We start from the raw sequence: 12,688 nt of genomic DNA, 5'->3' as shown, positions 1-12,688 counted from the left end.
CCTCACTTTTTTGAGGGGGCTCCCTCGCCGGTTGGCGTCAAACAAACGCGTTTGTTTGAGTGCCAAGAGGGTCTTGGGTTTGGAGAAATTGTCAATTCCTTAATGCTCCCTACGGTCCGCTTACCATTGACAATTGCGTAGTTCCTACTCTGAAGCTAAATCTTCTCTATCCGCAGCTTCAGGTGGAGTTTCCATCCACTCGTTTTCTATCATGATATCAGCTGCATCATGAACAAAATCTGATATATCCTTTAAAGACTTTGCATATAGTAGCGCTAAGTCGCGTCTTCCGTTTACAGCCATTGAGTTTCCAAAGTTTCGTACTCTCATCGAAAACATGTCCATTTTATGAAATACCATTAATTTATCGGAAAAAGGAGAAGTTGTTGAAGTTGTTACTAAATGATCAATTAATGAGGGAGAAGGCAAATTATCCTGATGAAGTTTTTGTATAAAACCTTCAATTATTTTATCAGTGAGTTCTTCTCCTTTTACAAATAATTCTCTAACCTTCTTCGTTTTTGTAACTTGACTAAACGCCATTACTAAAGCCTTACTTGCCAGGTTAGTCTCTAAATTATCGTATAAATGAGCAATTTCCAATGCATGTAAGGGCCTAACATCTCCAATAAAACCTTTTAGATAATTTTTGTGTGCTATATTTACTTTTTGTGGTGTTGGAATAATAGGCGATTTAATAGCTAACCCTTTATTCATTGAAATATCTTTGATATGTTCCCCCAATTTTACAGTTGATTCCATACAATAAAGGGAAAAATCTCTTACATCTTCTCTATATATTAAGGGAAGTCCTACACTATAAAGACTAAGGCCTACTTTAGATACATACTTTAAATAATGTACATAGAATTCATCTTCAAATAATCTTGGAGCGTCAAGATTAACATCTTCTTTTGTAAAACCATGAGGGATAGGAAAGTTCTCTTTTATGAAAATACCTTTTATGATTTTCTGAAATTCTTTACTTAAGTTTAGAGCATTTTCCAATAATTTTTTTATATCTTGGTCTTCAACATGTTTAAGAAAGTAGCTTAGAATACATGTAGACATGCTATTGCCCATATAGGTTGCCCAAAGCTTTCCTAATTCTGCAGATATCAACTTTTCATTGAGATTTGATTTTCTTGGTTCCATTTATAATCTCCTAAGCCTATTTTTCCTTAGGTTTATCATTTAAATAATATATATTCTTTAAATCCCAAACTTTCGTATTTATGTATATAGATAACCATCATATGAATAACAAAAGCCGTCCACTATATATCAAGTTTATAGGACGGCCTCCATTGTTAATCTGGCATTCATTTGATTGAGGTTTTAATAATATAAGAATCAATCAATCGTATATTACATTTTTTCCTTCTTCACTTAACTTTTTTAAAGATGTAAGCATATGATCTATTTCTTCATCGGAATGTCTTTCCCATGAACATAATTCAGCTACTATTTTCAAAGGAGATTTAGATCTATAAGAACGTGTGGGGTTTCCAGGAAACTTCTTGTCAGTTAAATTCGGATCATTTTCAAAATCGCCTAATGGTTCTACAATATAAATTCTCTCTTTTGAATTAGATCTTGCTAATTCAGCACCCCATTTAGCAGCGTTTAATGTTCCAGTAAAATAGATATGGTTAGATTTTTTATCCTGGTAATTAGATAAGTACAACGGTTCAAGCAGATCCCCAATTTTCAGTTCTGCTTTAGTACCATGAAAAAACGGACCAGGATCTAAGACATTTTTCTTCTCATTCATATAGCCACACCCTTTATACTTTTTGACTTGCGTATAACAGTATAAGGGCGGACATGAGTGGAAAAACAGTCTATAAATAATTTTCAAATAGGGTTATAATTAAAGTAGAGATTACGATGTTATCGGAAACAACTCATTTAAATAAAAAAAGACTGCCAGCTAGCTGGCAGTCTTTTTTTATTTCCAAAATTCCCACCACTTCTTTTTCTTTTCTTCACTGGCAGCAATAAGTTTTTGAGTTTCTTGCATTCCTCTAACGGCATCTAAAAGTTCACGATCCCTACTATCTAATCTTTTTGAAATGTATTCATCTCTTTGTTGAATTTGCTTCAATAATTCTTGGTTAAATTTCATTTGCTCTTCTTTAAAATCTTCAAATTGTTTTAGTAACTGCTCATACTGTTGTGTCCCCTGATATGTCACTAATTCCTCTGTGTCACGGTCTGACACATCGTCTTCGCCAACCGTTGATATTACTGCATTTATAGCCTGATCTAGTGACATATCAGGGTGCTTTATCAACTCTCTAATCTTACGTAAAATCATTACATCCTTGTCAAAAAAACCTCTGTGGCCCAACTCATTTTTATGGATATGGTACCCTGCTTTTTCAAGCAGCTGAGAATACTTACGAACAGTAGTGTTCTGTATCGCTAAAAGGGTAGCGACTTCCCTTGCTGTATAAACCTTTTGCTGCTTCCTTGTGTCACCTGACATATCACACAACCTCCTGCTATGTCCTATGATATGTCATTCGATATATAAAAGAAAAGTTCCTTTTAAAAGATGATTTAGACTTATATTTTAGAATCACGTGGCCGCCTTCGTTTTGGGGTGTGAGGCTGGCTTTTAAATAGTGTAGATACATTATGAAAAAGAGTAGAATTTTGGACAGTTGCTCTGGCGGTTCGGCAGGTATAATGGCCGTCGCAAGCCGAGCATCTTTAACTTCGTTTTGGGTATGTTCGGCTTGGCGATATAACCAACCCTGCCGAAATTTGAAATGCAAGGAGAAAAGAGTGGAGATTTTTTAAGTGCTTTTTTTAAAAAATACTACTCGAACCTTGTATTTCAAATAGCCAATTCAGTTTCTTTTTTCTAACGAAAAAAATATAAAAAGACCCTTGCAATTCTATCAGCGAATTGCTATTTAATATAGAGTGAGAAGAGATGACTTTTTAAAGGTAGCTCTAACACTTGATACTAAAGGATTTTAGTCTAATTCCGTAGTAATGAAAAATCATTACTTTGGTAATGATTTTTCATTACTACGAAAACAACAAAAAAAAGAACCCTATTACAGGTTCTTAAAATAATTTAACAGGTAGATTTTTTAATTCTTTAGGTGTTTTTCTAAACATAGCTTTTAGTGTTCCATTTACATTGTCTTTATCTCCAGAAAACATGATGTGAGGATTAATAAACAAAGCATATGCTCTGACGTTATTATCTTCTATTCCACTTTCTGATCTCGCTAAAATACCTTTATCGATTAACCCTTTTATGATCGGATTTATATTTTGTTTCTTTTTTCCTAATATCTCTGCAAGGTCACTTTGAGTAACAGGAAGTGAATTAACTTGTCTAGAATCATTAACTATACAGTTAGAAGAAAATTCAACATTAGGAACTAGATCCATTAAAAAGTTTTTCTCTGCAGTAGTTAAGTATTTTATATCTCTTAAATATAAAATATTTTCTTGAATCAACTGTACAAACCTCACTTTATTCTTAATTTTTCTTTCCGGAACCAATTTCATTCCCTTTGAATTAGCTTTGGCTTGAAGTTCATTTGCATAATTTAATTCTTCTTCAGTTAGAACTTTACCGTTTTCAATTTCTCGTAATCTAGCTTTTTTTTCGGCTTCTTGTAATGCTTTTTGCATTTTAAAATTCCTCCATTTAGTAGTGGAAGGAACTAACCTTATTGTGTTAGAATACATTTATAAAGTTATGTAGTTGAAGGTTAATCCCTTCTTAATATTTTTTAGAAAAAGTCCTCGGAGTCGTCGAAAACTTGAGGGCTTTTTCTTATGTCTAATTTTCTACCAAATCCTACATTTTTGCAAACCCTATTTGTCAAATAACCAAGAAAACTCACCTTATATGTAGGTGAGTTTTTTAATCTAGTAATCCTTTTTCTTTAAAGACTTTTCTTAAAGCTTCGTTTACTAATTCAGATTTATAACTCTTAGGAACTTGATCAATAATACTTAAGACATCGTCATCAAAGTAAAAACCTCTATACACTCTTTTAGAACGGTCCTTTGAATTCTGAAGCAAGATATCAATTGCATCTACTTTGCTAGCATTCGTACTAGCTTTTGGAAAGCTAGCGCTATTACTTTCACTTTCATTCACGTGACTAATACTAGCTGCTATTTCACTAGTAGTTTGCTTTTGTTCTGCTGGCACTTTACTATTTTTAGAAATAAGGGTATTGAAATCAACTTCTAAAGGTTCTGGCTCTTCCCCAACATAACGATAAATACTTTGCTTACTGTCCCATTCATACCCTAGTTTCTTAATCCTTAATTGAATGGTACGAGTACTTACATTATACTGATCAGCTAATTCTTTAATTGTAATTTCTTTCATCATAATTCCATTTAACATCTTTTTTACTAGCATCATACTAGCCTCCACTTCTGTTTTAGAATTACAGTACTAGTATTCAAATGCAAAGTAATATTTCCTGCTATAGCTTCTCTCACTTGTTAACATAAAACAGATTTCAGGAAGCAAAAAGAAACCCCATAGAATCAATGAATTCCATCGGATTTCTCTATCGATATAATAGAATATACATAAAACTTAATTTCTTAATTATTAATGAAGATAGTAATGAATAAGACCAGGATCGATGTAGTAAACATGAACATAGTGTGGTGTACCATGTTCAATTTGATGCATATATTGGTTTATTAATCTTTGTATAGCATTATAAACATTTGGTGGATATCCATAATACCCATGATGTATTCCAACTCTTGAAAAATTACTATTATCCATAAGTAAATGAGGATGATTCATTTATCCACCTTCTCAATCAACTAATAAATATAAAATTTAAAACACAAAACTTCTAGTCTGGTTTCACTGATCCTCTAACAGGATTATTACTGCCTAAATTAATTAACACTTTTATTTAAAGAGAACCTCTAAGCCCCTGCGACTGCTCCTCCAGTAGGTCCAGCTGGCTTTCTTTTACCTAATTCTTGATCTAAAATAAGGATGGCAGCAACATTGTTTTGAGCAAGTCGTAAGCGATCAACAATTGTTTGTGACTGAGCCTCTTCATCCACTTGTTCTTTTAAGAATTCTTGTATAATAATCAACGTTTGCTGATCATTTGCTTGGCTAATATACTCATATGCTTGACGATAAGAATTAGTTACAAATTTTTCATGTTCTAAGACTTTTTGAAATGTTTCTAAGGGTGTTCCATATTCACTTGGTTGTGCTGGTAAAGAACTTAATTCAACAGTTCCCCCACGATCAACTAGGTAATCGATAAGTTTTAACATATGGGTTCTTTCTTCTTCTGATTGTAATCTAAGCCAGGTACCCATACCTCTGTAATTCAATTTATTCATATAGTTTGACATAGCTAAATATAGAGTTGATGACACGTGTTCAATTTGAATTAAATTATTTACTAATTTTTGAACTTGTTCATTAATCATTATTATTCCCCCTACTATTTCAAATTAAATCCACTGTCATATTATTCAAATTTACGGTTAGACATACATAAACTTGTTTTAAAACACTTGTTACGAATAAACTACAACATCTTGAGCAAACTACCCAAGACGCCGTGAGGCATCTACCACTACAAAACCATATTCGTTATTCCAAACAGAACAACCTACTGTACAGTAGGTTGTTCTGTTTTATAGATGTATATAGCATACATCCTTAGTTAACATAATCAAAATTCTCGGAAATAAAACAAAAAAAGGCTTCAAATAAGTATGAAGCCTTTATATTTATAAAGAAAAGCTTAATTCTTTAGAATATGATGCTTTACTAAACTTCGATAATAGCCATAAATAATAAAATAGGCTATTAAATAACTAATAAAAGTTCCCGGAATATTCCATCCATTAAAATACTCTACTTTTCCTAAGACTAAACCTATACCTTCGAAACCTGTAGTAAAGAGAGTAAAACAAAGTAAAAGGATAATCGTATTAATCTTCTTTTTTATCTTAAAGTAAATTAAAAAAGAAGATAAGACAGGATAGAAACCAATATTTAAAGGGAGTGCTGATAAACTTAGATCTCTAAAAGTCGGTTTGAATTGCCAAAAGTAATTACTTCCCCAATCATTTAGTATAAAAGCTACTGTCATTCCTACCGGTGCAATTAAAAGAACGATTATAGGTTCTTTCCTGTATAATATGAAACCAAAAATCCAAGGTACAATAAATCCCATAATAATATTTACTAATATTTTCTCTCTTCTCCTCTCACTAAGATTACCTTTTAACAGGATTGTCCAAAACGTAAGAAAATAGTATGGACTAGTAGTATGTAACTTGCCCAACATGAATATTTTCTTATATAGTGAGCAAACTACCCAAGATGCAATAGAGTATTATCAACAAAACATCTATATTTCAACGACTAGGAAAACTACTGTACAGGAGCAGTAGTTTTTCCGTTTTTATGTTGTATAGAATATACAAGTGTAGTTAACATAATGTCTCTTATAAGAAGCAAAAAGCCTTAAAACGATTAGTTTTAAGGCTTTTTGAATAGAAATTTTCTTTTTTTAAAACTTGTAAAACAAAGTACATAATAAAAATAAAAGAAGAGAAAAGATTTTCATATATTGCTATAAACCTTTATATATCAAGGTTTATAAGACTTTTTTAAAAGTTGTTTTTAACTCATATATAAGTTTATTTTAACTCCTATACGGGTTATTTTTAACTCATATAGGAGTTAAAATAAACTGTTTTAAAGAGTTGTTTTTTCAAAAAAATCAAGAGTTAAAATTAACACTATAAAAGAGTTATTTTTAACTTCAATAAGGAGTTGATAATAACTTGAATATGAGTTAAGATAAAAATATAGTAAATGGTAAAAAATGATAGAGGTGGGTAATGTGGCTAAGATATCAAAAGTTGAAACAACAAAAGTAGTTGATATGAACGGAGAAATAACGGAAGAAACGACGAGTGTTTCTTTTAACTATGGAAAAGAGCCCGATTATATAAAAGTATATCTAGACAACATTGTTGTATTAGCAGAAATACAAGGATGGATAAGTAAGGTATTATACGAGCTTATTAAAGGCGTAACTTATGCAAATAAAGGACAATTTATCATCATTAATTCAGGATATAAACGAATTGTAGCTGAAAATTTAGGCATTAAACAACAATCAGTAACTAATGCAGTTAATCAGTTAACCAAAAAGAATATTCTAATAAAAAAAGAAACAGGCGTTTTCTTATTAAACCCTCAATTCTTTGGAAGAGGTGAATGGAAAGACATCTCTAAAATTAGATACGAAGTAGAACTAAGTGCAGACGGTAAAGTCATGCGATTAAAAGATACAAATTGAAAAAATCATTAAAACATCGTGTTCAAAAGAATGAACACGATGTTTTCTACAGCTGCACATATATGTTTACTTTTAGTTAACATAAAATGTATTATCGGTACTGAAAAAGGATCTTCTAAAAGAAGATCCTCTCTACATATTTTTGCTTTGCTGAAGAAGTTTAGATTTCCCTGTACGTTCCCATTCTTCTACTGTTTCATATGCTTTTTCAGGAGAATACCCTTTCCCAACAAGAACTCCCATTAGAATAAATTCTTGAAGAATGTGTGTAGCATTTATTCCTCTTTTAACATCCTCTAGCCCTTCAGTTACCAGAAATTTTGTGTACCGTACCCATTCATCCGGAGTCTTGCCAGAAATCAATGTATTTCCGTTGCTATGGTTGTGGGCTTCTTCCGCAGCCAATGCATCTTCTTTAGTAACATGAACAGTGCCAAATGGATGATTAGGAGGAGCATATATCGAGTAAAGTTTTAGAGGAGTATTACCGGTATTGGTTAGATTATGCCACGTTCCAGCAGGTATCAATATTGCAGAATCATCATAGACATTTCTTTTAAAGTTTAAATTATTTTTACTCTTGCCCATTTGAACAATTCCCTGACCTTGTTCAATACGTAAGAATTGATCAACGTCAGAATGCATTTCCAAACCGATATCTTCACCAACATTGAGACTCATTAAAGTAACTTGCAAATGCGTTCCAGTCCATAAAGCAGTACGATACGTATTATTTTGCTTCGTTGCTTCATTGATATTAACGACAAATGGCTTTGGCCCGTAATCTTTCAATTTGCCGTTTTTGTAATAAAAATCTCCCTTGTTCGAATAATTATTATTCCAATTATAGCAATTTGGATTCCAATTGTAATACATCGGATAATGCCATTGATGGTGATAGGATGATCTATGATGCATACTCATTCTCCTCTTATGGTTTTATTTTACCTTTTCATCCTATGCAGTTGCCTAATTAAAGGTATGTCACATGGATAATAATAGGCAATTAACCTAACCCAAAGAAATAATGAATACTCTATACAATCTTAGTTAACATAATCACCATTATCGGAAATTACATGCTAAAAACCTTTTTTTATTAAGAAAAAATTCATATCTATTAATAAATTAGTAAATATTATCCACGAGGTGATCATTTGGATAAGAATAAGTTAAAGCTTACATCTTCCGAAATAGGAACACTATGGGGGGAGTATGTAAACGGAACAATGACAGATGTAGTAAATCAATATATGTTCTCTATTATTGAGGATGAGTCAATAAAGGCCATTTTTGAGGATGCTATCAATACCTTTGCGAAGGAAAAGAAACAAATCGTAGCTTTTATAGAAAACGAAGGGTTTCCAGTTCCAATTGGATTTACTGAGTCTGACCTCAATAAAGGTACCAAAAAATTATTCACTGATATATTCTGCTTGAATTATTTACATATCATGACGTTACATGGCTTGCTAGGACATACAACCTCATTAGGTGTTTCTGTCAGAGAAGACTTACGCCACTTCTACGATTCATGTGATAATGATGCAAAAAGGATGTATCATCAAACGATTGAATTATTACTTGAAAAAGGGGATTTTCAGAGGGACCCTTACTTTTATCCTGCTACGAACCCTGAATATATTTCTAGCCAGGATTTTACGGATGGGTTTTTCGGAAAAGGCAGACGTTTAACGGCAATAGAAATCATAAGTATTTCTTTCAACCTTAAAAAAAGCATTATGGCTAAAACTCTTTCTATTGGATTTAGTCAGGTCGCTCAATCAAAAGAAGTAAGAAAATTTTTAGAAGATTCGGAGAAAACAGCTGATAATCAAATACAATCCTTTTCAACAATAATGCACGCAGATAATTTACCAGTTCCTAAATCATGGGAGACAGAAGTAACAACTTCAACAGACTCCCCTTTTTCTGATAAGTTAATGATGTATCATATTGGTTTCTTATTCCAAGCAGCACAAGCCTATCACGGAGCAGGTTTAGCATCAGCCATGCGAACAGACCTTGTAACAACTTATGAAGGCATCATTCTCAAAAATCTAATGGTAACAAAAAAATGGTTTCACATTATGGTGAAAAATAAATGGTTGGAACAACCACCACTTGCTCCTAACAGAAAAGAAATTGCAAAAGAGAAATGAGAAAAAACATCCATACAGGTGGATGTTTTCTCTTTTTAAGCTGTATATCGTATACAAAGTTAGTTAACATAATCACTCTTTCCGGAAGACATCAAAAAAGAGAACCCCTATTGGGAAAAGGGTTCTGATGAGGTCCTTGTTTCTCGTTTATGCAGCTTTTTATACATCCTTGATATAACGCTGATTATCCAAGGCTTAAGTAGCAGAAAAATGTATAAAAAGCGCACCTTTTATACATATGCAGAACGTTTCAGATAATTGATTTTGTATACAAATATGATATATTAAAAGTCAGACTATTTTTTACAAATTTCAACGTAACCCTATTTTTGAGGAACCTCGCATCCACTGGCTAGGTTCCTTTTTTATTTTTTATATATAACAACATATTAAAAATATCCTCTAATTACAGAACATGGTAATCTATAGATGTTTCATACTTCGGATACGTATGAACAAACCCTTACAAAAAAAGCAACCTCGTTCATTGGCCAATGCCGAGGTTGCTTTTTTTGTTTTTAATAGCTCTATTTAATCTTTTCTAATTCATTTAACATCTCATCAATGAATTGACTAATCTCTACCGTGTTGTTACTTGTAAACCCCTCTTTAAATGCCGTTTCAAACAAACATTTTCTCTCTTTTTCAATCTCTACTGTTAAAGCTTCTTTTAAGATCACTTTATGAGACTCCAATATTCCCCTCACCCATTTGCTTTTAATAGCAAAACGAATACAAAGTTGATCATTCTAAAAGCAACCCACCTTGTATTTATTTTATCTTTTTGTGTTCATACAAATATTTTACAGTATACAAATGTCCTTATACAACGGAATTTTATTCTAAAATACAAACTTGTCATACAAATTTTTATTTTCATCTTCACAACCAAAAAAGTTTGTGATATACTTCACATATAAAGATATCCATGACGAACCAGAACACTCTTGAATGTAACAATGTAATATAAAAAAAGCTATTTCTCTCCAATGCCAATACGATTGAAATAGCTTTTTTTATGCTCTTTTTTCATCTTCTAATTCCTCATTATGAGCTTTCTATTACTTATCTAGTACTTTTCCAACCTCAATCAGGAAAAATATAGTCTTTATGGAAAAAAGATGATACTATTAATTTGCAGTTATCTTTCCGTTATTTCTTTATACGTGTGAACCCTGTGAAAAAGCTATCTTATTTCTATGTAAAGCAAATGCCCATAGAGATAAGGTAGCTTTTTTATGCTCATAAATACTCTTAAAAAAGGAGGAGAAATCTTATGTTGACTAGAGACGAACTTTTTTTATTCAACAGAGAGTTATTATTTTTACTAAAGCAACACTCGACCTGTACTGATTCTAATTTAAAAGAGATACTGATGACTCAAATTGCTCTTATACTTACTGTTCTTAGCTAGATTATTTATATTATCTTTCCATTTCTTGATCTTGCCTTTTGTTACGTTTTTGAATCTCACCAACATGTTGAAAGAACGAAACCTGTTTTATCCTTTCAACATGCTTATCAATCCAATTCAATGCTTTTTCCTTCCAGGCTTTTAATGTCTTATTTTCTTTGCGTAATTCATTAACCTCTTGATTCGCTTTATCAAGCTCTTCTTTTGGAACATAATTCGCTATATAATCAATGTTCATTTCTGTTAAACTGTCATTCAGTTTATTTGCCTGCACAAGCTCTTTTTTTGTTTTTTCATGTTTCTGCTTCTCAATCATTAAATCATCGCTGAGAGAGCTTATATGAGCTTTATATTGCGTATCTAGTTCTCTTTTAACCTCATCTTTCATATTTTCCTTCTGTTCAGCTGAAAAATCATGGACAAGCCTCTTCCGCATTTGTTTCTTGGCTTTTTCTACTTGGCCATCTTGATCCGCCACATATATCTCTAATTCTTGCCTTGTCTCACTCAAATCATGCTTTAATGCCTTATTCTCTTTCTCATAGCGATCCACCTCATGACTCAAAGCATGCGTGCGCTCATGCTCGGCCGCCAATGTTTGCTGCAGCTCTTTTGTGAGACTCATAAGCTCATGAAAATCTACTTCTTCCACTTTCACTTTGGAACCCATCACACTCTTGGCCGCCTCTACTTCAATCGGTTGGCTACATAACTCTTCAATCCGTCTCTCGCTACGTATCTCAACGGGTGGTGCTGATTTCAACTCCACTAAATTGTCCATCTGTTGAAGCTCTTTTTCCTTGTGAGCCACTAGTTGTTGCAGATGCTTTAGCTCTTTTTCGCGTTCTTGTTTTTTAAACTCATGAACACTTTTATGCTGCAGCTCGCTCGGCTCCCCACGCTCAATGTCATAGCCACGTTTGTTCATGTAGTTGTGAAAATCATCTTGGATTCTACGTATCTTCGTTTTCCCATGAAAGTACTCTTTCGCTGCCAAACGCCGATCATCCGTAATTGGCACAAAACCCACGTGCATGTGTGGGGTTGCTTCATCGTTATGTACCACCGCATATAAAATGTTCTGCTGGCCATACTTGCCGGCTATATGGTCAAGTGATGCTTCAAAATATTTGCGCTGCTCGTCTGACGACATCGCATGCATATACTCCGGACTGGCCGATACAAAAAATTCTGCCACCAGGACAGCATCATTCCGAATTTTTCGTTTCACACGGGTGGCCGTCATCTTCTTAATTTCTTCGTGGTACTTAATTTTATCTTCATTCACAAAATCATAGTTGAGCATCGTTCTACTTGAATCGATGTCTTTATTTTTACTGTTCTCGCCTTCACGTTGGTTGTGTTTCTGGATCCCCAATATTGCGTCTTTGTGGAACTTTTTCATGCGGATAATCCCATATTTGGCCATCCCTCTATCCCCCATTTCGACCACTGTACTTGGGTCTAGCATACCACAACTTTAGATTTGGTGTAACGCACTACACCAATTTTTCACCTTCGGTCAAATTGGGAGCGCGCTCTACGAGGTTGGCGGTCGGAATTCCTCCCTTTGTTTGGCTCCGCCAAAAAGAAAAACGACATCCTCAACGGATGCCGTTTTTCTTTAAGACCGTGGACGCCGTCCACCACCTGTAAGGGGAACTCTTCCCCTTAACCCCATTCAAAAACTCCCCCAACCCCCTCACTTTTTTGAGGGGGCTCCCTCGCCGGTTGGCGTCAAACAAACGCGTTTGTTTGAG

12 protein-coding genes are annotated in these 12,688 nt (G+C 33.5%); 2 read left to right on the top strand and 10 right to left on the bottom strand.

What is annotated here, in order from left to right; all coding sequences use genetic code 11:
- Positions 1–144 precede the first annotated feature (144 nt).
- The 7 genes from ACFX4R_RS29140 to ACFX4R_RS29110 all read right to left on the bottom strand — a co-directional run bounded on the left by ACFX4R_RS29140 (position 145) and on the right by ACFX4R_RS29110 (position 6,329).
- Complete coding sequence (locus ACFX4R_RS29140; protein ID WP_308334763.1) at positions 145–1,155, bottom strand: DUF3231 family protein; 1,011 nt, start codon at positions 1,153–1,155, stop codon at positions 145–147.
- 202 nt (positions 1,156–1,357) lie between these two features.
- Positions 1,358–1,774, bottom strand: a complete 417-nt coding sequence (gene arr, locus ACFX4R_RS29135; protein ID WP_377571685.1) for an NAD(+)--rifampin ADP-ribosyltransferase — start codon at positions 1,772–1,774, stop codon at positions 1,358–1,360.
- A 177-nt stretch (positions 1,775–1,951) separates the two neighbouring features.
- Positions 1,952–2,491, bottom strand: a complete 540-nt coding sequence (locus ACFX4R_RS29130; protein WP_377571683.1) for a DUF3967 domain-containing protein — start codon at positions 2,489–2,491, stop codon at positions 1,952–1,954.
- Positions 2,492–3,081: 590 nt separating this feature from the next.
- Entirely contained in the window at positions 3,082–3,660 is a 579-nt protein-coding gene (locus ACFX4R_RS29125) for a MarR family transcriptional regulator (RefSeq protein WP_377571681.1), read from the bottom strand.
- 235 nt (positions 3,661–3,895) lie between these two features.
- Positions 3,896–4,408 carry a hypothetical protein gene (locus ACFX4R_RS29120; protein ID WP_377571679.1) on the bottom strand — a complete coding sequence of 171 codons (513 nt, stop codon included), beginning with the start codon at positions 4,406–4,408 and terminating at the stop codon, positions 3,896–3,898.
- Between the two features lie 527 nt (positions 4,409–4,935).
- On the bottom strand, positions 4,936–5,457 hold the full coding sequence (locus tag ACFX4R_RS29115) for a ferritin (RefSeq protein WP_377571687.1): 522 nt from the start codon (positions 5,455–5,457) through the stop codon (positions 4,936–4,938).
- Between the two features lie 323 nt (positions 5,458–5,780).
- Entirely contained in the window at positions 5,781–6,329 is a 549-nt protein-coding gene (locus ACFX4R_RS29110) for a hypothetical protein (protein ID WP_322552150.1), read from the bottom strand.
- 561 nt (positions 6,330–6,890) lie between these two features.
- Here ACFX4R_RS29110 and ACFX4R_RS29105 point away from each other — a divergent pair.
- The gene (locus ACFX4R_RS29105; RefSeq protein ID WP_061860493.1) at positions 6,891–7,352 is read left to right on the top strand and encodes a replication/maintenance protein RepL; all 462 of its coding nucleotides are present in this window, start codon (positions 6,891–6,893) and stop codon (positions 7,350–7,352) included.
- A 132-nt stretch (positions 7,353–7,484) separates the two neighbouring features.
- On the opposite strand, the gene ACFX4R_RS29100 is transcribed toward ACFX4R_RS29105, so the two are convergent.
- Positions 7,485–8,270, bottom strand: coding sequence for a cupin domain-containing protein (locus tag ACFX4R_RS29100; protein ID WP_377571676.1), 786 nt, complete (start codon positions 8,268–8,270; stop codon positions 7,485–7,487).
- 239 nt (positions 8,271–8,509) lie between these two features.
- Here ACFX4R_RS29100 and ACFX4R_RS29095 point away from each other — a divergent pair, with 239 nt between their 5' ends.
- Entirely contained in the window at positions 8,510–9,514 is a 1,005-nt protein-coding gene (locus tag ACFX4R_RS29095; protein ID WP_377571674.1) for a DUF3231 family protein, read from the top strand.
- 527 nt (positions 9,515–10,041) lie between these two features.
- On the opposite strand, the gene ACFX4R_RS29090 is transcribed toward ACFX4R_RS29095, so the two are convergent.
- Together ACFX4R_RS29090 and mobV are read right to left on the bottom strand one after the other, a co-directional pair.
- Entirely contained in the window at positions 10,042–10,209 is a 168-nt protein-coding gene (locus tag ACFX4R_RS29090) for a Spo0E family sporulation regulatory protein-aspartic acid phosphatase (protein ID WP_377571672.1), read from the bottom strand.
- Positions 10,210–10,938: 729 nt separating this feature from the next.
- Complete coding sequence (gene mobV, locus ACFX4R_RS29085) at positions 10,939–12,357, bottom strand: MobV family relaxase (protein ID WP_377571670.1); 1,419 nt, start codon at positions 12,355–12,357, stop codon at positions 10,939–10,941.
- Positions 12,358–12,688 lie beyond the last annotated feature (331 nt).

This window comes from Priestia sp. YIM B13490 (assembly GCF_042787735.1).
In the GTDB taxonomy this organism is placed as follows: Bacteria; Bacillota; Bacilli; order Bacillales; family Bacillaceae_H; genus Priestia; species Priestia megaterium.
This window is presented reverse-complemented; position numbering and strand designations above follow the sequence as displayed.

What these genes read in the sequence shown, in the direction of transcription:
- ACFX4R_RS29100 (WP_377571676.1), bottom strand. Translation starts at nt 8,270, where the DNA reads ATGCATCATAGATCATCCTATCACCATCAATGGCATTATCCGATGTAT.
- ACFX4R_RS29110 (WP_322552150.1), bottom strand. Translation starts at nt 6,329, where the DNA reads ATGTTGGGCAAGTTACATACTACTAGTCCATACTATTTTCTTACGTTT.
- ACFX4R_RS29140 (WP_308334763.1), bottom strand. Translation starts at nt 1,155, where the DNA reads ATGGAACCAAGAAAATCAAATCTCAATGAAAAGTTGATATCTGCAGAA.
- mobV (WP_377571670.1), bottom strand. Translation starts at nt 12,357, where the DNA reads ATGGCCAAATATGGGATTATCCGCATGAAAAAGTTCCACAAAGACGCA.
- ACFX4R_RS29130 (WP_377571683.1), bottom strand. Translation starts at nt 2,491, where the DNA reads ATGTCAGGTGACACAAGGAAGCAGCAAAAGGTTTATACAGCAAGGGAA.
- ACFX4R_RS29125 (WP_377571681.1), bottom strand. Translation starts at nt 3,660, where the DNA reads ATGCAAAAAGCATTACAAGAAGCCGAAAAAAAAGCTAGATTACGAGAA.
- ACFX4R_RS29120 (WP_377571679.1), bottom strand. Translation starts at nt 4,408, where the DNA reads ATGATGCTAGTAAAAAAGATGTTAAATGGAATTATGATGAAAGAAATT.
- arr (WP_377571685.1), bottom strand. Translation starts at nt 1,774, where the DNA reads ATGAATGAGAAGAAAAATGTCTTAGATCCTGGTCCGTTTTTTCATGGT.